Genomic DNA, 19,481 nt, shown 5'->3' on the forward strand with positions numbered 1-19,481 from the left:
GGGGGGCATAGAGCACAAGTTGTGGCCAGCCGTGTTTATGCCCAAATCACGCAGTCATGGTCATCCATGTGCACCAGAAAAGTGAGCTTGCTATCGGCCAGCCAGAATGGTTATCCGATGGTTTCATGTTCGGATTATTTGAAGTAGTAGTCGTCCGGCCCGTTAATGTAAACGCTAGGGTCTTTAAGTGATATGAATTTTGCATTGAACTTTATGGATGCGTTGTCGCTGATGGCTTCAAATGTAAAATAGTCACTGTCTTTGTTGATCTTTACGGTAAAAACCTCATGTGCTGGAATATTTGAAATCTTCAGGTTTTTGATCTCATGGAAAGTCAGACCTACTCTACACATGTTATATCCTTTATTTTTCCATTTTTCTGGTAAGTTATCTGGAAATTCAGGTATATCGAAACCCATGCCAATGCAAGGTTGGTCATTTTCTATTCTTATGGAAAAAAGAGCTATTTTTCCAATTTCGACAGAAAAGCTAAAAAGCTTGTTAAAAAATATGCTTCCATCTAAATCATTCCAATATTTCATGTCTACTTCCTGAATGGATAATGTCTTTTTGCGCCTTCAATATAGCCTTTTCGAGGCTTATCGATTGGTCGCAAGTTGAAGTGCGGAGGGTGATCCCCAATGCCATCTACCCGACCGAATTTATGACCAGCCGAGTGGTCTTGAATAAGTATTTTTGAACCGTCCGACCGTGTAAATTGATAAACCCTTGTGTCGATGGGCATACCGTTATCATCCAGTATTCTTTTTTCATTTTTGTCCGTCATTTTTTCGATAGCGTATTGTTTGGTCTTTCCTGTGTCTGGGTCTACTACCATGTCCGGGCTCTGGGCCATTGGTATACCGGCATCTCTTTTCGCTTCTCTGAAGGCGCCTTTGCGTGAAACATCGGGTGCTTCTGGTTCATCCGATGCTTTACAGGATGACGGGTATTTCCCTTTCGGCGGGCAGTTGGCGCTCAGCCCTAGCGGATCCACCCACCCAGTAGGATTAGGCACGTACTGGTACGCATTGATCCCACCCGCCAGCTTTACCGGGTCCGGTGTCAGGTAACGACCAATATCCGGATTGTAGTAGCGATGGCGGTTGTAGTGCAGGCCGCTTTCTTGATCGAAGTATTGGCCTTGGAAGCGCAGCGGGTTGTCGACTTTTCCTATATCGAGGCGGCTGATTTCGCCATAGGCGCGGTACTGCGCGGACCAGACGATTTCGCCATCCGGTGCGGTGAGTTCCTGTGGCGTGCCCAGGTGGTCGAGTTGGTAGTGGTAAGGCTTTGTCTCTTTTGGACCGAAACCTTCCAGCAGCGCCAGCGGGCGGAAGCTGTCCGGTTCGTAGAGATAGCTGCGGTGACGATCCGCATGGTGTTCGGCGATGAGTTTTTCGCCTTGCCAGAAGAACTCGGTAGTGATGCCGTCGACGGTTTTGCTGATGCGGCGGCCGAACGGGTCGTAGCGATAGCTGGCGGTTTGGCCGTTGGGTTGGGTGATGCCGATCAGTCGGTGCTGGCAGTCGTAGCGGTATTCGGTGACGAGTTGATGGCCTTTGCCGCGTCGTTCGCGGATGAGGTTGCCGAAGGCGTCGTAGTCGTAGTGGCGGTCGCCCTGGATCATCAGGCGGTTGCCGGCGACGATGTCCGGACCGGGGCGGTCTTGCATGAGCAGGTTGCCGGCCGGGTCGTGGGCGAAGCGTTCCTGCTCGCCTTGGGCGTGGTCGGCGCGGGTGAGGCGGTTTAGTGGGTCGTAGTGGTAGCGGTGTTCGCCTTTGCGGGTGTCGTTCAGGCGGGTGAGGTTGCCGGATTTGTCGTAGTCGTAGTGGCGTTGGTAAACCGCACCTTTGACGTCGCACAGGCCGTGGTTGAACAAGCGCCCCCGGTCGTCATATTGGTAGCTGCTGAGCAGCTTGCCTTGGCCTCTGTTGCGCTCTCGACCGGCATCGAACTGGTGCTCGGTGAGTGTGTGGCCATTTAGCGCTACCTTCCTGAGCTGGCCGCCTTTGCTGTAGTTGAACGCCAGTCGGTTGTTGTCCGGCAGGCGCAGGTTCTTCAATTGGCCGCAGGGGTCGTAGCCATAGCGCAAGGTGCCCCAGCCTTGGTGTTCGGCGGTGAGGCGGTTTTGTGGGTCGTATTCGTAGGCTAAAAACCAATGGCCGTCGTCGACGCTGAGGAGATTGCCTTGGCGGTCGTAGGCGTAATCGATGATATTGCCGTCGGGCAGGGTTTTTCTGACGAGGCGACCGGCATAGTCGCGTTCGTAGCGGGTAATTAGCTGACTGCCGTCGTCGCCGTGTTCGGTTTTTTCCTGCAGGTTGCCGTTGAGGTCGTAGACGTAGGCGGTGCGCTGGCCGTCAAAGCCGATTTCCTGCTGGATCAGGCCGTTGTTGTGGTACTGGAGTCGGTAGGTTTCGCCTGATTCGTTTTCGATCTCGGTCAGCAGTAGCCGGGCGTTGTCGTAGCGGTAGTTGACCTGGGTGCCGTCGGCGTTGATGCGGCGGCTGATCAGGTGCAGGCCGTCGGCGTATTCGTAGCGGGTGACGTGGCCTAGTTCATCGCGTTCAGAGGTGATTTTTCCGTAGGCGTTGTAGCTGTATTCCCGTGTGGCGCTACCGGGCTGAGTCAGTTTCAGCAAACGGCCTGCGGCATCCCACTGATACTGCGTCAGCGCGCCGTGTTCGTCTTCGCGCGCAATCTGGCGGCCCAGTTCGTCGTAGCGATAGCGCTTCACGCCGCCATTTGGCAATTGCTCTTCAAGCAACTGGCCGCGCGCATTCCATGCCAAGCGATGACAGCTGTGATTCGGGTACCAAACCTGTGTCAGTTGTCCGTATTTGTTGTAGCTGTAGTCCGTAGAGTTACCGTCGGGATCGGTCCTGCGCGTAACGTCGCCCTGTTCATTACGCTCGTATTTCCAGACTGCCTTGCCACGCCGCACAACCCGTACGAAACCGTGGTCATGCTCGTAGGTCGTCGGTTCATCGTCCCCCGGAAACAACGCCACCAAGCGCCCGGCTTCGTCGTACTGATACGCGGTGATCGCCCCGAGCGGGTCCTGCTCAACCGTCAGCCGGCCTTTGTCGTCGTAGGATTTGAAGTGTTGGGCGCCATCCGGATCCACCCGCTGTACCAGCCGCGCACGATCATCATGGACATAGACTTCCTGACTGCCATCGGCGTTAAAAACTGTGACCCGGCCGTCATCACCCCAGACATACCGCGTGTCCATCTGCGAAAAGCTGGCCCAATGCCGGACACATCGCGCCGTCTTGCCAGACCTTTCCCACTCCCAATAGAAGCTCGCCCCACCAGCCAACCCACGCTCAAGAATGACGTGCTGCTCGTCGTACCGATAAACCTCGATTTCGCCTACGGCATTGGTCGCCGAGACCAACCGTCCTAGGTCGTCGTAGGCGTAAGAAACAACGTTCTGCTCCGTCACCCAGACAAACGGGCCGTCGTCCACTGCCCGCTCAATCTGGTACTCCACCGCCACAATGCGGCCCGACGCGTAGCGCAAAAACAGCGAACGCCCGACACCGTTATCCAGCCGCTCGATGCGCCCCAAAAAATCCCAGGAAATCCGCAGCCGGTTGTCGTACGCATCGCTGATCGAGAACAGCACACCGTCGCGGAAGTGGTAGAACCGTGATGCCTGAGCCAGCACCAACTCATCCGGCGACGAGCCCAAATAAATTGCCGCTTCGGCCAGGCTATTGGTAATCGCGGGCCGAGAAACCGTGGGCAAGGGCAGGGTGGTAGACCGGTTCTCGTGGTCCGTCCACACCACCGAATCAGCGGAAACACTCAGCCGATGCGATAAAGAATGACTCCAGCCAAACCCCAACCCGCCATCCACTTCCACCGCACTGGTGCGGTACAACCGGGCCCACTCGAACGGCAAAACCCCGTCCAGAGCGCCATCGGTCAGCGTCAGTAATTCCTCGCCAGTGACCATCGACACGGGGCAACCGTTGGTGGCGGTTTTATCCGCAGAAGTGGCCGCATCCCCCGCCGGGTTCTTAGCCACAGCAGGCACATCGTCCACAGGCTCCTGCCGCACCAACACCGTCCGCTGGGACTTGTTGCGCACCACCGGCACCGGGTTGGAAACCAACTGATCCCCAGCCTTCAACGGCGCAACCGGCACGGCCTTGATCGGCGTCGCCGCGCTCCCCAGCAACAACGGTTTGGCCACTTCGACATGCGGTTCCAACCCAGGCCCCACGAGCTGATCCGCCAGCCTTTGCAGCCACGTGCGCACCCACCCGGACTTGATATGCCCCAGCGTCTGGACCCCCAGCCGAACCTGCACCCCCATGCCCCGCGTCGCCCAGGCCAGGAACAGATTGATCAGCACCTCGCCGGTTATCTCGCCCAGCAACTCGTACATCTGCGGCGGCGGCAGCAGGCGTATCCAGGCCACCATGGCTGACAGGTAGATGAACAACAGCGGCTCATCGCTGAGCACCAGCAGGCCTTTGGCCACGGCGTCCTTGCCCAGCTTCAGCAGCTCATCAAGTTCGGCCTGGGAGACGTACTGCAGCAGCTTCCGGCTGTTGGCCTTGAGGTCCGCCAGCAGTTCATACAACTGCGTGAGGTCGTCCCACAGGTTGTAGAGCGCCTTGCCGATCCCGGTCGAGAACGCCAACCCTTGCATCGCGCTGCGCTCGAAGGGCGTGGCGTTGGCAAAGTCGTCCCATTGCGGCTTGAAGGTCTTTTTCCACTCCTCGCGCAGGCGCTCGTCCAGCCCCGCGATCAGCGCCTGATAAGACGCATACAGCGCCTTGACGTGATCCTTGGAAACGTTGGGATAAAAAGTGATCTGGTATGGCTGATCGCGGGTGCAATCGTCGATGTGAAGCATGCCGCTGGGGCCAATCATTCGATGAATCGGCGCACCTGTCGGGCTGCCGTCGGCGGCAATTGCCTGCAGCATCACCGGCGTGTTGCCGATGGGCACAAACCGCGTGCTTTCGAACATATGGACCAGCGTCAGCGAGCCCTGGGCCTTGCACACGGCAACGGTGCGACTGGGTTCTTTAGACGACGCGGGAGTGACGAGGGAGACTTCGTCACCCACCTTGAACACCTGCTCCACTTCCAGCGCCGAACCCGTCCAGAAACTTTCGGCCCAGGCGTCAAAGGTGTTCAGGCACTGGCGCAAGTCACGAAAAACGCTGTCGACGTCCGGCTGCCTGGCGTCCAGGGGGGACAGGACGAACTTGCCGATAACCGGAATCAAGAGGCAGCCCCATTGAGCGGGGCAATGATGGAGAAGTGCATCGGCGGTCCCTCGCGCTGATTGATCAGGCGAGAGACTTTGGAGAGGTTGGCGGGTAAAAGAAGTCGGCGTTATTCGCCGGGATGTCTAGGACGTTTCGCCAAAACCTCGGGTAAACCGAGGGTTTGTAGTAGGCAAAGGATTACAGGTTGAACAATCCTACAGCTTCAACTGCCCAATCGCCTTGCTCAGTTCCGCGGCCAGGGTGGCCAGTTCATTGCTCGTGGTCGCAGAGTCCACGGTCTGCTGCACGGTGTTCTCGGTCACATCGCGAATGCTCACCACCGCGCGGTTCATCTCTTCGGCGACGTGGCTTTGTTGTTCGGCGGCGACGGCGATCTGGGTGTTGCTTTCGCGCATCTGCGCCACGGCGCCAGTGATTTCGGCGAGCGCGGCACCGGCCTCCTGGGCTTGCTGTACGCAGTCGTCAGCCTTGAATGAGCTTTCCTGCATGAAGTCCACCGCGTCGCGGGTGCCGGCTTGCAGGGCCGAGACCATGCGGGTGATTTCGTCGGTGGAGCTTTGCACGCGCTTGGCCAGGTTGCGCACCTCGTCCGCGACCACGGCGAAGCCACGACCCATTTCGCCGGCGCGGGCAGCTTCGATGGCGGCGTTGAGGGCGAGCAGGTTGGTCTGCTCGGCGATGCTGTGGATCACGCTGACCACACCGTTGATTTTCTGGCTGTCTTCGGCGAGTTTCTGGATCATTTCCGCGGTTTGTTGCACGCCGGTGGACAGACCGGCGATCGAGCGCTGTACCCGGCTGACCACTTCCTGGCCGCTGCCGGCGAGGGTGTCGGCGGTCTGCGACAGGTCGCGGGTGGCGCCGGCGTGCTGCGCGATGTGGTGGACGGTGGCGGTCATCTCGTTGATGGCGGTGGCGGCCTGGTCGGTTTCGCTTTGCTGGCCGAGCATGCCGTGCCGCACCTCGTTCATGCTGCTGGCCAACCGCGCGGCACCTTCGTCGAGTTGCTTGGCGGTGCGCGCAACGGTATTGACCACACGCTGGTAGCCGGCCTGCATGGCATTGAAGGCGCTGGCCATCTGGCCGACTTCATCTTTGCAGGCCAATGGCACGCGCGCCGACAGATCGCCGGTTTTCTCCACGTGCAGCATCACGTCCTTGAGGGTGTTGAGCTGGCTGAGCAGGAAGCGGATCAGCAGTTGTGAAGCGCCCAGCATCGCCAGCATCAGGATCAATACCGCCACGGCGTAGTTGGCGAAGCGTTCGCCGAACACTTGGCTCAGGCTTGGCGCGTAGGCCAGGATGGCGACGTATTGACCGTCAGTGCGGGCGATGACTTCAGCGCCCATCAGCGGGTTTTCACCGAACACCGGCATGGGGTTGAGTTCGACCCAGCCGAGGGTACTGGCCAGGACTGACAGATCCTGTCCAGCCATTTGTGGGACTTGGCCGCGCTTGAACGTCAGCCAGTGCTCGCCCTTGGGCAATGCTTCGCCGGCCGGCCATGCGCTGAGCAAGTGAGCTTGCGCCTGAGCCGAGGCTCGCGATGCATCGCTGCGCGCCTGTTGTTCCAGCTGCACCGCATAGAGCACCAGCAGCAGGGTGGTGATGAAAGCGACCGCGTTGACGGCCCAGAATTTGTACTTCAGCGAGATATTGCTAAGCCAGGCACCCATGGAAGGTTTTCTCTGATAGCGGAAACAGCATTGGCAAGGTGCCATTATTGTGCCGCTATCGATGAAAACCGTTTTGACATGGGTCAATGCGCCGCATTAATCCACCACGGGCAGCCCAAAAAACGCGCGGGCGCAGGCGGTACTGTGGCTGGCCAGGTCTTCCACGCTTTCGTTGCGATGCAGGGCGACTTCGCGCAGTATTTCCGCCAGATACGCGGGTTCGTTGCGACCATTTTTCGGTTTGGGACGCAAGGTACGCGGCAGCAGGTAGGGCGCGTCGCTTTCCAGCATCAGGCGCCCGCGGGGAATTTCCCTGACCAGCGGGTGCAAGTGTGTCCCACGGCGTTCGTCGCAGATCCAGCCGGTGATGCCAATATGCAGATCGAGGTCGAGGTAACTGAACAGTGCCGCTTGTTCGCCGGTGAAGCAGTGCACCACGGCGGCGGTGAGGTGGTCGCGGTAGTCCTTGAGGACGGCCAGCAGGCGTTCGTTGGCGTCACGCTCATGGAGGAACACCGGCAGTTTCAGCTCGACGGCCAGGGCCAAGTGTTCTTCCAGGACTTTTTCCTGCTGCGGGCGCGGTGAAAAATCCCGATTGAAATCCAGCCCGCACTCGCCAACTGCGCGTACGCGGCTCTCGTTGAGCAGGCTGCGCAAGCGCTGGGTACTGTCGCCGTTCCAGTCGCTGGCAGAGTGGGGGTGGATGCCGGCGGTGCTGAACAGGCGCTGGCCGCTTTCATCCAGTTTTACGCACAGCTCCAGAGCCTGTTCGCTGCTCTCGACGCTGGTACCGGTGAGCACCAATTGTTGCACGCCGGCGGCATAGGCACGGTCGAGCACGGCCTGGTGCTTTTCGTCGAAACTGGGGTTGGTCAGGTTGACGCCGATATCAATGAGTTGCATGGTGCTATCTCCGCCTGCGGCCGGAAAGCATATCAGAGCTGTAGATTTATAAGAAAAACGAAGAACTACAAAGAGTTATAGCTGTCTTTGAACGTCGCAAGTGACATTGTGGTTGGCCGAACGCCTTGCCCTGTGCCACCGTTGCGCGCAAAGCCTGCGCATAAAGCGCTCTGTTTCTGACGTCCACCGCCTCGTTTTTCGCGACGGCGCTGGCCAGTATTCTTTCCGGAGAGCGGATGATCCGACCCTCGGCGTTGCTTATGTTGTGCCTGACGTTACTGCTGCCCATGGCTGCGGTTGCGCGTCTGGACGGGCCGCTGGAAGTGACCAAGCCCGGCAAGGTTCGCGACTTGGCGCAGATTCGCTCCAGCCGCACCCTGCGTGTGTTGGTCAACCAGAGCCGCAACAGCTCCGGTGAAGTCCAGGGCCAGGCCATCGGCGTCGAGTACCACCGCCTGCGCGCCTTTGAGCAGTACCTCAATAGTCATGCCCAGGATGGGCGCGACATCACGCTCAAGATCATTCCCAAGGCCAAGGACCAGTTGCTCGGCGCGCTGGCCCGTGGCGAAGGCGACCTGGTGGCGCCCGGTGAACTGCTCGATGTGAAGGCCGCGCACAAGATCAGCGCCAGCGATCCGATTGCCAGCGGCGTGCCGCTGTGGCTGGTGGGGGTGAAGGGCGAGCGACGGTTTACCACGTTGGAGCAACTGTCCGGACGCACCCTGGCATTGACCACCGGCAGTGCGGCGGCGGATGCCATCAGCCAAGTCAACCAGAAACTGGCCCTGCACAAGCAGCCACCGATCAAGGTGGAATGGGTGGACCCGACCCTGGCCGTGGAAGATGTGCTGGAGATGGTCCAAGCCGGTATTTTCCACCTGACCATTGTCGAAAAGCCGATTGCCGAGCGCTGGTCGAAGATCCTGCCCAAGTTGCGCTTCGATAAGCAGGTGGTGATCAGCGAACCGGGCGACGAGTATTGGTTCGTGCGCCAGGATGCCTCGATGCTGAGGGCGAGCATTGATCGTTTCCTCAAGACCTATCGAACCCCCTCCGACCAGGATGTGGTGTTCCAGCGTATTTATCGTCGGCTGTACCAAGTGCGTAACCCATTGGCACGCATTGACCGCCAGCGCCTGGAAAAACTGCGTCCGGTGTTGCAAAAGCACGCCCGCGAGCAGGGCATGGACTGGCTGAACCTTGCGGCACTGGCATTCAAGGAATCGGCGCTTGATCCTGGCGCACGCAGTAACGGGGGGCCGACCGGCCTGATGCAGATCACCCCGTCGGCAGCGCAGCGTGTGGGCGTCAACAATATCGAAAACCTTGATAGCAATGTGCAGGCGGGCGCGCGCTACCTGGCAATGATCCGCCGTAAGTTTTTCGCCAGCCCCAAGCTCAACGAGCGCGAGCGCATGGCGTTCGTGCTGGCGGCCTACAACATGGGGCCGGAGCGGGTGCAGGGCATGCGTACCGAAGCCAAGCGTCGAGGGTTGAACCCCAACCAGTGGTTTTTCCAGGTTGAACGCATCGCCATGGAGCAAGTCGGTATGGGCGGCGTCAGCTATGTGAACAGTGTCAACAAGTACTATTTGGCGTTCGATCGGGAGCGGGAGTCCCTGGAGCCGCCGCCGACCAAAATTGCTTTAGCCAAGTGATCTATTTAATCGATATTAATTAGGCATTTTTTCGGCTTTTATCATTGTTTAATCTGATTATTATGGCGGCCAACCAACCCCTACTTTGAAAAGGATTGTCACCATGAGCCCACTGATCAAAAGCATCCTGTCCACCCGCGCCGGTTATGGCCTGACCATTCTGCGCATCGTGGTCGGCATCATCTTCGCCGCCCACGGTTCGCAGAAACTCTTTGGCTGGTTTGGCGGCTATGGCCTGGCGGGCACTGCACAGTGGATGGAAAGCATCGGCCTGGCGCCCGGTACGCTGATGGCGCTGCTGTCGGGCGGTACTGAGTTCTTCGCCGGCCTGGCTTTGATCATCGGCCTGCTGGCTCGCCCTGCGGCTTTGGGCCTGACGATCCTGTCGCTGGTGGCGATCTTCTCGGTGCACATCCATAACGGTCTGTTCATGGCCAACAATGGTTACGAGTTCGCCCTGGCCCTGCTCGGCGGCTCACTCGCGGTGCTGCTGGAAGGTGCCGGCAAACTGTCTGCCGACCGCGCCATCGCCCGCTGACGCTTGCGCCACACCCTGAATCGGCCCGCCCTGCGCGGGCCTTTTCGTTGCTCTGGATTCTTGACACCGCCCTACCGGCTTCTCTAGGATGCCGCTCATGCGCCGATTTAAACAGCTAATTGCGGGGCGCCATGGGTGATCGTTATCGGTCCCGACAGAAGCATGCTCCATGCTTCGAAATTCCGCTAAAGCGCTGGTTCGGTGTTGCCTCTCACCTGCCCGCAGACTTTTGAGGCAGAGACACGACACGATGAATGCACCACGCCCCCTGATACGCCTGGCCCCGATCACCGCGGACCTCACTCAACGCAATCCCAAGATCCTCCTGGGCGGCAAGCACCAGCCGACGCTGCTGCGTTACCTGGATGGCTGGCCGCGCCGTACTGGCCGACCTTCGGCGTTCCTGATCCAGTTTGTCGAAGATGGCGATTCCCTCGCGCGTTTTGCCAGCAACAGTTTTGACCTCGCGGTGATCCAGGCGCCTACGGCTGACGACGCCGACGATGTTATTCGTCAATTGACCCGCATTGCCCGACAAGGGCTGATCGCCCGTCGCTGAGCGTTCACTGGGCCAGGCTGGCCGCTTGCAGCCGGCGCCGGCGATGGCCCACGAAGACCACCCAGGCGATCAGGCATAACATCAGCGGTATCGCAAAGGTCACCATCAGCGCTATCGCCAATTCGAGGCGACGCACCTGCGCATAGGCTTCGCGCTCCAAGGCATGCAGTTCCATGGGCAAACGCAGACGTTCTTTATTGAGCGCTTGCAGCTGGGTAGTGGTGTCCACTGCCTGGGTGCCCAGGGCGGTTGTCCATGGGCTCAGTCGTTGCCATTCCTGTTCGGTGCGTTGCAGGCGCCGTTCCAGTTCGCTGGCCTTGGCACGATAGGCCTGTTTCGCGACACCGCGCATGCTCTCCAATACCGTGGGTGCGGTGCGCGGCGGCACGTGGGGGCGAATGGCCGCGAGTGTGTCGGGGGCCGACAGGTTATCCAACGTATTCAAGACAAACAGCGGGTTGCCGTCAGGCGCCGGGTGACTGACTTTGTCCATGAGCAGGTCCGTGTCAGCGACGACCACGACATGGATCTGCGCGGCTTTCTGCAAGCCGGGAGGTTGCTCCCTGAGTCCTTCGGGAAACACCGAATAGCTCGGCCCTTCTATACGCGCAGCAATCACCTGACGTTGCTCCTGGTTCGTCGCTCGTTCGATCAATGACTCGAACGTGCTGGCGCCAGTGAGGCTATCGGCATCCAGCAGGAAGGACTGCTCGGAACTTTGCAGGAGCGGCGTGAAGGACGTGCGACCTTTATTCAGCCGCAAGAGCGCACCACTGCTCGATACCGTCACCCTGTTAAGGTTCCACGTGCTGATATCGTTTGTGTTCATCGCCGGCCGAGGCAGGTTCAACCGCATCTGATTTGGCTTGCCCGGTGTCTCCCAGGGTGTGTAGAGGGCGTCCACCACCAGCTTGTCGGCTGGCATCCGGATACCCCAGGCAGCCAGCAGTTCGTCCAGCCGCGTATTGACTGGGGTGGCGTTTGAACGGTGTTCGCTCAAGGGGTCGATAAACATCATCAATTTGCCTCCCCTCAATACAAATTGCTCGATCCAGTACAGGGTCCGCTCAGGTAACGCCTGCGGGTGCACGAGCATCAGCGTCCGGATGTGCTCGGGGACCGGTGCGGCAGTCGGCTCCAGGTGGACCAGATCGAACTCCCGCCGCAGTTCCTGCAGCAACCGACCTGCAGAATCATCCAGTGCCAGGCCCGAGAGCAGCGCAACGACCGGGCGTTCCGGGTGCTGCAATTTATGGAGCAAGTGGCCGATTTCATATTCGAGCAAGGACTCTCGGTCGACGCTGAAGGAACCGATTCGTCGCACACCGTGACCGGCGCGGGTGCCGATCAGGCCGAGAAACCCCGCGTTGTCATCGAGGCCCGATAGCCGGGCTTTGTAGGCGTCTTCCGAAAAAGGTGCAGGTTCTATAACGTGCAGGTTGACCATGCCATTGGCCGCTTTTTCATATTCCTTGAGCAGATCCTCAATACGCTTACTGTAGCGTTGCACTGCGTGGGTTCTTTTCGGGTCGTTGTTCGAGTTGAAATAATACAAATCCACTGGACTTTCCAAAGTGGCGAGCATCTGCTGTACCGCAGCTGATAAGGTGTGGGTTTTGTGCTGAGAAAAATCCCACCGTATATCAGGGAGTTTACTTATCCAAACCAGATTGAAAGCCAGGAAAAGCAGGAAAGTCACGGTGAGTGCCATGCCGGTGCGCAGAGTGGACCGCATTAAGGGTTTCCCTTCTCAGCTGTGTTTGTAGTTGAGCGTGACTGTCGTCGCAGCGAGAAAGGCGAGGATCATGCTGATGAAGTAAAGCGTGTCGTGAAGGGTGAGCTTCCCATCATCGATACTGCTGAATCTCAACGTCGGACTGATTGACGCCAGCCTGTCGATCAATCCGATTGGAACTTGGTGCTCCAGCGCATCCAATACCGTAGAAAGTCCACTGGCCGCCAATAGCAAACCCAGGGTCAGCAAGAAAATCACAGTACGCTGATGCACGAATGTGCAAACAAAGCAACCGATAGACAGGTAACTGCCTGCCAGCAGCCAACTTGCCATAAATTGTGAAGCAATAACGCTGTTGTCCGCCCGGCCCAAGTAGTTGGCGGTGATGACCAGAGGAAACATCAGAACCAGGGCGATGCCTGCTACGAGCCAGGCGGCTAGAAATTTTCCGATGACCCATTCATAGGTCGTAATGGGCAGGGTTCTCATCAGGTAGAAAAAGCCTGCATTGGTTTCGTCCGACCATAGTTGCGTCGCCAGGACAGGAACCAGAAATAGATATAGCCAGGGATGGAATTGGAAAAATACCTGCAAGTCACTGCTGTTGTGTAATGGCCACGGGCTTATGTACCTGCCCAGCGTCACCGACAGTGTCAGGAAGATTGCAATGCTCAGGTAAGTAACGGGTGTGCCGGCATAGCTGGCGAGTTGACGCTTTAAAATGATGGGCATTAATTTCAAAGGGACGCCTCCTTGCTCAGATGGTGGACCACATCATTCAGACGACCCGGTTCCAGGTTCATCGAGTTGATTTTCCAGCGACGACTGGCAATCAGCGTGTTGATATGGGGATAGATGGTGTGGCCGGGCATGGCGAGAACGGTCACTGTCCCGGGTGCGTGTCGATGTTCCTCAATGCCTGCCACGCCCGGCAGCACGGCCAGTGCCAGCAGGTCCAGCGGGTTATCCGCAGCAAGTGTGACTGCCTGGAAGTGACGCGAATCGCGCTGTAGATTTGGCAATGAGGTATCGGCCACCAGGCGACCGCCTGCCATGACCAATGCACGGGAGCACAGCTGCGCCAGTTCTTCACAGTGACGAGAAGCAATGATCACGGTCATCTCTTGCGCCAATGAATGGATAAGTGCCATGAGCGCATGCTTGTGTTCAGGTGCGAGCCCTTCAGTTGGCTCATCCAGCAGTAACAGGGCGGGGCCGTGCAGGACAGCCTGGGCAATGGCGACTTTGCGTTTCCAGCCGATGCAGAGCGCATCGAGGGGTATACCGAGCACCGGGAACAATTCCAGTCGTGCGATAACCTGCTCCAACCGTGCGCGCTTTTCGGCGCCGTGGTAGCCGCGAACGGTGGCGATGAAGTCAAGGAACACTTTGACGGACATTGTTGGATGACCGATGTCCTTCGACAGTTGGTAGCCGACAAGTTGTCTCGCTTTTAAAGCATCGGTGTGGGTATTGACGCTCTGGATGTTTATATGTCCGCTGGACGGTTGCATCGATCCGGCTATTAGATCGAGCAGGACGGTCTTGGCTGAATGATCTTGCCCGAACAAGCCCAGGCATTCCTGTTGATGAGCGCTGAACGAAACATCACTGATTATAGTTGTGTTACCCGAGTGTTTTGTCAGATTGCTTATTTCGATCATTTTTTTACCGAATAAGTTAGGCATGACGTAGGGGGCGTGAAAAAAGGGTACGGGGAATGGCGGGTTTTGGGAACGTCGATAAGTATTAATCAGAGAATTCCTACGTGCAGGGCAAGCAGGCCGCTGAAACAATGCGTTGTGTTTTTGATGTCCAATTTTCTGAATGTTTATATGCTGTCTATTTAAACTTTCTGCCCGTATAAGAGGCCTGAATGCCATGATGCTGCTACGTACCCTTGTTCTTGAACGCGATGGTCAAGATGCTCCGGTTAACGGTGCACTGCTCTGTGGGTTTGCTGTAGGTCAGACGGCTTCCAACTTTCTGGTTTATAGCCTGGATGAAGAGGTTGAACCGGGAAGTTCCCGGGTATATATCGCCGCTTTGCGTAAGAAACAGGACCGGTATTTCCTGAGTGGGGTTGAGTCCAAGGAAGATCTGCAAGTGGCGCTGCACGTATTCAAGCAAATACTGACGTTGGCGGCTTCGGGGGTAAAGGCGGGCGGGGTGACTGAAACCCAGGTGCCTTATCACTTTGTCGAATTGAAAGGTTGCAAACTACCGCCGGCCAGGCCCGAGGACCACCACTCTGTGATCATCAAGAAAGCGCTGGTGATGAAAGTGATCACGTTGGGCATGTCTGCCGCTACGCTGCCGGCTATCGAGAGTGCATCATTGATCGTGCCGTCTATTCGTTTTTCATCGCAAATGACCTCTCCCCCCAAGGTGGCGAACCCTACTGAGCCCCCGCGACTGCCGATACATGAACAGCCTGTTGAAGCCCCTCTGCAAGCGACCGTCGAAGCACCCATCATGATGACGCAGGCCGCACCCTCTATCCAGCGGGAACCCGTTGCGCCGGCACAACCGACACGTGCGGCCTCAGGTAACGATAACGCTTTGTTCGAAGTGGACAGTACGTTGACCAACCTTGCGCGTGTGTCTCAGGACCTGACCCAGCAGAAACGCGCGGTAATCGAACGGGAAGCGGCTCTTGAACAGTGGCAGGCGCGCTTGCAGCAGGCGCAAAACGAACTGGACGAAAAGGCTCGAGAACTTGAGCATCGCACCACTCAATTGCATGATCAGTCGCTGGCGGTCAGCCAGAGGACCGAAGCCTTGAAGGTGATGGCGGCACAGGTGTCAGGTTTGCGCCAGAGTCTGCGAGGCATGCTGCTGGAGCTGGATGGAGTATTGGATAGCTAGACTGGCCTGGCTACTTTCTCGGGTTCATTTATTATCAACGCCAGCCAGCCGATGCATGGGCTTGAAGCCCAGGCGTATCGGCACCTATGGACATTGCCTGGGGATGCAAGCGTTTGAGTACCAAGCTGATTACCAAAGAAGGTCATGAAGCGCTGAAGAAAGAGCTGGATTATCTGTGGCGCGAAAAGCGCCCGGACACCACGCGTAAAGTGACGTGGGCGGCCTCGCTGGGGGATCGCAGCGAAAACGCCGACTATCAGTACAACAAGAAATTACTGCGCGAGATCGACCGTCGCGTGCGCTACCTGCGCAAGCGCCTGGAAGACATGCGTGTGGTGGAGTACATGCCCGAGCAAGAGGGCAAAGTGTTTTTCGGTGCCTGGGTGGACATCGAAAACGAGCAGGGCGAGACCAAGCGTTTTCGCATCGTTGGCTATGACGAGATCTACGACCGCATGGACTACATCTCCATCGACTCCCCCATGGCCCGAGCGCTGCTGCGCAAGGAAGTCGACGACGAGGCCATTGTGCAGACGCCGAGTGGCGAAGTGTGCTGGTGGATCACCGGAATCGAGTATGTAAAGTGAGCAGAGTCCAGGCGCGACGACGATCAACTGTGGGAGCTGTCGAGCCCCAGCGAGGCTGCGAAGGCGGCGGTACTGCCGGCATTTTCCTCGCCTGACCCACCGCTATCGCAGCCTCGCTAAAGCTCGGGAGCTCCCACAGGAGATCTGCTGTGTCGGCGGAATTTCGGTTGTACCTGCGAACACAATCCCCGCAGCAACGCAGCTCAAGTGTGGGAGCTGTCGAGCCCCAGCGAGGCTGCGAAGGCGGCGGTACTGCCGGCATTTTCCTCGCCTGGCCCACCGCTATCGCAGCCTCGCTAAAGCTCGGGAGCTCCCACAGTAGATCTGCTGTGTCGGCGGAATTTCGGTTGTACCTGCGAACACAATCCCCGCAGCAACGCAGCTCAACGGTGGGAGCTGTCGAGCCCCGGCGAGGCTGCGAAGGCGGCGGTACTGTGAAGATCTTTATCACCTGGCCCACCGAGCCGGCCGCACGCTTTGACGCATGCGGCCAGCAGCGTTCTAGCCTTCGCGTAACACAGTCAGCGGGCTGGCGTTGAGGGCGCGACGGGTGCCGAACACGCCGGCGCCGCCGATCAGTACGGCTCCGATTACGGGCAGCAGCAGTAGCCAGGGGTGGGGGTGCCAGGCCAGGTCAAACGCGTAGCGGTACAGCACGAAGGTCACCAGTTCTGTCCCCAGTGCCGCCAATAGCCCGCTGACGGCGCCAAGCAAGCCGAACTCGATGCGCCTGGCCTTGACCAGCAGCTTGCGTTCGGCGCCCAGTGCGCGCAGCAGCGCGCCTTGGCGGATACGTTCGTCCAGGGTGGCTTGCAGGCCCGAGAACAGCACCGCCATGCCCGCCGCCAGGACAAACAGCAGCACGTATTCCACCGCCAGGGTCACTTGGGCGAGGATGCTGCGCAATTGCTCCAGCAGCGCCTCGACCTGCAGGATGGTCACGGCCGGAAAGGCCCGCGACAGGTCGACGATTTGCTGGTCATGCCCAGGCGCCAGGTAGAAGCTGGTCAGGTAGGTCGCCGGCAAATTCTGTAAGGTGCCCGGTTGGAAAATCATGAAGAAGTTGGGCTGGAAGTTATCCCAGTTGATGGTCCGCAGGCTGGTCACCCGCGCTTCGCGATTTTCCCCGGCGATGGTGAACACCAGGTGGTCGCCGAGCTTGAGCTTGAGGCTTTCCGCGACCTTGGCCTCCACCGAAACCCCAGGCAGGTCCTCGGTGGGCTGCTGCGTCCACCACGAACCCGCGGTCAACATGTTGCCCGGTGGGAGGTCGGCGGCCCAGGTCAGGCTCAGGTCGCGTTGGACCGCACGGTCGCCGCTGGAATCCTTGCTGACGATCTCTTGCACCGGCTCCCCATTGATGCTGATCAACCGGCCGGGCACGACCGGGTAGAGCGGCGCGGACTGAGCCTGCAACTCCAGCAGGCGGGCGCCAAAGGCGTCCTTGTCGGCCGGCAGGATATTCAAGGCAAAGTAGTTGGGCGCGTCCTTGGGCAGTTGGTTCTGCCAGGTGTCGAGCAACTCGCCGCGCAACAGCGCAATCAAGCCCATGGACAACAGGATCAGGCCAAACGCCAGGGATTGACCGGCCGCCGCCAACGGGTGGCGCAGCAGTTGGCCCAGGCCCAGGCGCCACGGCAGTGAGGCGCGTGCCAGCAGGCGACGCAGGCTTTGCAGCAGCAGCAGGAGCAGCCCGCCAAGCACCAGTGCCGCCACCACACCACCACCGAGCAAGGCGAAGGTCAGCACCAGGTCGAGGCTCAGGCGCCACATGATCAAGCCCAGGGCGAACAGCGCCGCGCCATAGACCATCCAGGTGCTGGAAGGGATTGGCAACATGTCGCGTCGCAACACTCGCAACGGCGGCACACGCCCCAGTGCCGCCAGCGGTGGCAAGGCGAAACCGGCGAGAGCGACCAACCCGGTGCCGATCCCGGCAATCGCCGGTAACAGCCCGCCCGGCGGCACGTCCGCCGGCAGCAGGTCATGAAGAAAGTAGAACAGGCCAAACTGCGCCAGCCAGCCGAGCACGGCACCGGCCAGGCTGGCCAGCAGCCCCAGTACAGTCAGTTGCAGCGTGAACAGCAACATGGCTTCACGTCGTGATAAGCCCAGGCAGCGCAGCAATGCGCTGGCGTCGAAGCGCCGGGTGGCGAAGCGGTTCGCCGACAGCGCCACAGCCACGCCGGCCAGCAGCACCGCCACCAGGCTGGCCATGTTCAGGTAGCGCTCGGCCTTGCCCAGGGCCCCGCCGATCTGCTGGTTGCCGTCCCGTGAATCCTGCAGGCGCTGGTTGGGGGCAAGGCCCGGCTTGATCAGGTCGCGATAGGTTTGCAGCACGCTGCTGCCTTGTGGCCCGCGCCACAGTTCGCGGTAGCTGACGCGGCTGCCTGGCTGGACCACGCCAGTGGCGTCCAGGTCCGCCAGGTTGATCATCACCCTGGGCGTAAGGCTGTAGAAGTTGCCGGCGCGATCCGGCTCATAAGTGAGCACGCGCGCCAGGCGCAGGGTTTTCATGCCCACGTCGATGCTGTCGCCGACCTTGAGGTCCAGGGCCGTCAGCAGCCGCGCTTCCACCCAGGCTTCGCCGGGTTTCGGGCCGCCTCCCGGGGTTTCATCGCCAAAGGGGGCGCCCGCGCTTTTCAGTTCACCGCGCAGCGGGTACTGCTCGTTCACCGCCTTGATGCTGGAGAGCTGGATGCCGTTATCGGTGGCAATCACGCTGGAGAATTCCACGACCCGGGCGTGATCCAGGCCCAGCTCGACGCCGGACTGGATTTGCTCGGGGCGGGCCGGCGAGCTGCCTTCAAGCACCAGGTCGGCACCCAGGAACTCAGTCGCGCGCAGCAGCATGGCGCCATTGAGGCGGGCACCGAAATAACCGATGGCGGTGCTGGCGGCCACGGCCACCAGCAGGGCGAAGAACAGCACGCGCAGTTCACCGGCGCGGGCATCGCGCAGCAATTGGCGCATGGCAAGGCTGAACAGGCGCAACAGCGGCAAACGTGCCATCAAGGCTCCAGGGGCGCGACCATCAGGCCGGCTTCAAGGCGGATCAGGCGTCGGCAACGGTGGGCCAGGCGCTCGTCGTGGGTGACCAGCACCAGGGTCGTGCCGTTTTCTTGGTTGAGTTCGAACAGCAGGTCGCTGATGCGCTCGCCGGTGTGGCTGTCGAGGTTGCCGGTGGGTTCATCGGCAAACAGCACGTCCGGCTCGGCGGCAAAGGCGCGGGCAATCGCCACCCGTTGTTGCTCGCCACCGGAGAGTTGGCGCGGGGAGTGGGTCAGGCGCTGGCCCAGGCCTACGCGTTCGAGCAGGTGCCGGGCTCGCTCGCGGGCGTCCTTGCGGCCATCAAGCTCCAGCGGCAACATCACGTTTTCCAAGGCGTTGAGGCTGTCGAGCAGTTGGAACGACTGGAATACAAAGCCTACGTGTTCGGCGCGGATGCGCGCGCGCTGGTCTTCGTCGAGGGTGCTCAGGGCCTGGCCGGCGAGGGTGACTTCACCGCTGCTGGGCAGGTCGAGACCGGCCAGCAGGCCCAGGAGGGTGGATTTGCCGGAACCGGAACTGCCGACGATAGCCAGGCTATCGCCCTTGTTCAGTTCCAGGCTCAGTTCGTGCAGGATAGTCAGTTCACCTTCCGCGCTGGGAACCACTTTGCTAAGGTTTCGCGCGGTGAGAATGCTTGCGCCCATGGAG

At 59.4% G+C, this 19,481-nt stretch carries 14 protein-coding genes; 5 read left to right on the forward strand and 9 right to left on the reverse strand.

Going from position 1 to position 19,481, the window contains the following annotated elements; translation table 11 throughout:
* Positions 1-134: 134 nt before the first annotated feature.
* The 4 genes from KVG91_RS18310 to KVG91_RS18325 form a co-directional block, all read right to left on the reverse strand.
* Positions 135-542 (reverse strand): Imm50 family immunity protein, encoded by a 408-nt coding sequence (locus KVG91_RS18310; protein ID WP_169375128.1) that lies wholly within the window; start codon positions 540-542, stop codon positions 135-137.
* A gap of 2 nt (positions 543-544) precedes the next feature.
* Positions 545-5,254, reverse strand: coding sequence for an RHS repeat-associated core domain-containing protein (locus KVG91_RS18315; protein WP_217894921.1), 4,710 nt, complete (start codon positions 5,252-5,254; stop codon positions 545-547).
* Between the two features lie 198 nt (positions 5,255-5,452).
* A complete protein-coding gene (locus KVG91_RS18320) occupies positions 5,453-6,934 on the reverse strand; it encodes a methyl-accepting chemotaxis protein (protein WP_169378201.1) in 1,482 nt (493 codons plus the stop codon).
* A 96-nt stretch (positions 6,935-7,030) separates the two neighbouring features.
* Positions 7,031-7,837: a TatD family hydrolase gene (locus KVG91_RS18325; protein ID WP_169378200.1), complete on the reverse strand. Its 807-nt coding sequence runs from the start codon at positions 7,835-7,837 to the stop codon at positions 7,031-7,033.
* 236 nt (positions 7,838-8,073) lie between these two features.
* On the opposite strand from KVG91_RS18325, the gene KVG91_RS18330 reads away from it, so the two are divergent.
* The 3 genes from KVG91_RS18330 (at position 8,074) to KVG91_RS18340 (ending at position 10,592) form a co-directional block, all read left to right on the forward strand.
* Positions 8,074-9,495 (forward strand): MltF family protein, encoded by a 1,422-nt coding sequence (locus tag KVG91_RS18330; protein ID WP_169378199.1) that lies wholly within the window; start codon positions 8,074-8,076, stop codon positions 9,493-9,495.
* A 103-nt stretch (positions 9,496-9,598) separates the two neighbouring features.
* The gene (locus KVG91_RS18335) at positions 9,599-10,033 is read left to right on the forward strand and encodes a DoxX family protein (protein ID WP_169378198.1); all 435 of its coding nucleotides are present in this window, start codon (positions 9,599-9,601) and stop codon (positions 10,031-10,033) included.
* A 250-nt stretch (positions 10,034-10,283) separates the two neighbouring features.
* The gene (locus KVG91_RS18340; protein WP_169378197.1) at positions 10,284-10,592 is read left to right on the forward strand and encodes a class I SAM-dependent methyltransferase; all 309 of its coding nucleotides are present in this window, start codon (positions 10,284-10,286) and stop codon (positions 10,590-10,592) included.
* A 4-nt stretch (positions 10,593-10,596) separates the two neighbouring features.
* Here KVG91_RS18340 and KVG91_RS18345 read toward each other — a convergent pair whose 3' ends face one another.
* From KVG91_RS18345 to KVG91_RS18355, 3 genes are read right to left on the reverse strand one after another with little or no spacing between them, the layout of a single operon-like run.
* A complete protein-coding gene (locus KVG91_RS18345; protein WP_169378196.1) occupies positions 10,597-12,327 on the reverse strand; it encodes a Gldg family protein in 1,731 nt (576 codons plus the stop codon).
* Positions 12,328-12,342: 15 nt separating this feature from the next.
* Positions 12,343-13,068 (reverse strand): ABC transporter permease, encoded by a 726-nt coding sequence (locus KVG91_RS18350; protein ID WP_169378195.1) that lies wholly within the window; start codon positions 13,066-13,068, stop codon positions 12,343-12,345.
* On the reverse strand, positions 13,065-13,991 hold the full coding sequence (locus KVG91_RS18355; protein WP_169378203.1) for an ATP-binding cassette domain-containing protein: 927 nt from the start codon (positions 13,989-13,991) through the stop codon (positions 13,065-13,067). The genes KVG91_RS18350 and KVG91_RS18355 overlap by 4 nt, the downstream gene beginning before the upstream one ends.
* A gap of 217 nt (positions 13,992-14,208) precedes the next feature.
* Between KVG91_RS18355 and KVG91_RS18360 the strand changes: the two genes are divergently transcribed.
* On the forward strand, positions 14,209-15,195 hold the full coding sequence (locus tag KVG91_RS18360; protein ID WP_169378194.1) for a hypothetical protein: 987 nt from the start codon (positions 14,209-14,211) through the stop codon (positions 15,193-15,195).
* Between the two features lie 113 nt (positions 15,196-15,308).
* Entirely contained in the window at positions 15,309-15,782 is a 474-nt protein-coding gene (gene greB / locus KVG91_RS18365; protein WP_092248076.1) for a transcription elongation factor GreB, read from the forward strand.
* Positions 15,783-16,283: 501 nt separating this feature from the next.
* On the opposite strand, the gene KVG91_RS18370 is transcribed toward greB, so the two are convergent.
* Positions 16,284-18,794, reverse strand: coding sequence for an ABC transporter permease (locus tag KVG91_RS18370; RefSeq protein ID WP_169378193.1), 2,511 nt, complete (start codon positions 18,792-18,794; stop codon positions 16,284-16,286).
* Complete coding sequence (locus tag KVG91_RS18375; protein WP_169378192.1) at positions 18,794-19,477, reverse strand: ABC transporter ATP-binding protein; 684 nt, start codon at positions 19,475-19,477, stop codon at positions 18,794-18,796. Before KVG91_RS18375 ends, KVG91_RS18370 begins: the two co-directional genes overlap by 1 nt.
* Positions 19,478-19,481: the final 4 nt, after the last annotated feature.

The sequence above is a fragment of the Pseudomonas azadiae genome (assembly GCF_019145355.1).
Lineage (GTDB): Bacteria > Pseudomonadota > Gammaproteobacteria > Pseudomonadales > Pseudomonadaceae > Aquipseudomonas > Aquipseudomonas azadiae.

What these genes read in the sequence shown, in the direction of transcription:
- KVG91_RS18340 (WP_169378197.1), top strand. Translation starts at nt 10,284, where the DNA reads ATGAATGCACCACGCCCCCTGATACGCCTGGCCCCGATCACCGCGGAC.
- KVG91_RS18355 (WP_169378203.1), bottom strand. Translation starts at nt 13,991, where the DNA reads ATGATCGAAATAAGCAATCTGACAAAACACTCGGGTAACACAACTATA.
- KVG91_RS18310 (WP_169375128.1), bottom strand. Translation starts at nt 542, where the DNA reads ATGAAATATTGGAATGATTTAGATGGAAGCATATTTTTTAACAAGCTT.
- KVG91_RS18320 (WP_169378201.1), bottom strand. Translation starts at nt 6,934, where the DNA reads ATGGGTGCCTGGCTTAGCAATATCTCGCTGAAGTACAAATTCTGGGCC.
- KVG91_RS18335 (WP_169378198.1), top strand. Translation starts at nt 9,599, where the DNA reads ATGAGCCCACTGATCAAAAGCATCCTGTCCACCCGCGCCGGTTATGGC.
- KVG91_RS18375 (WP_169378192.1), bottom strand. Translation starts at nt 19,477, where the DNA reads ATGGGCGCAAGCATTCTCACCGCGCGAAACCTTAGCAAAGTGGTTCCC.
- KVG91_RS18360 (WP_169378194.1), top strand. Translation starts at nt 14,209, where the DNA reads ATGATGCTGCTACGTACCCTTGTTCTTGAACGCGATGGTCAAGATGCT.
- KVG91_RS18330 (WP_169378199.1), top strand. Translation starts at nt 8,074, where the DNA reads ATGATCCGACCCTCGGCGTTGCTTATGTTGTGCCTGACGTTACTGCTG.
- KVG91_RS18370 (WP_169378193.1), bottom strand. Translation starts at nt 18,794, where the DNA reads ATGGCACGTTTGCCGCTGTTGCGCCTGTTCAGCCTTGCCATGCGCCAA.
- KVG91_RS18345 (WP_169378196.1), bottom strand. Translation starts at nt 12,327, where the DNA reads ATGCGGTCCACTCTGCGCACCGGCATGGCACTCACCGTGACTTTCCTG.
- KVG91_RS18325 (WP_169378200.1), bottom strand. Translation starts at nt 7,837, where the DNA reads ATGCAACTCATTGATATCGGCGTCAACCTGACCAACCCCAGTTTCGAC.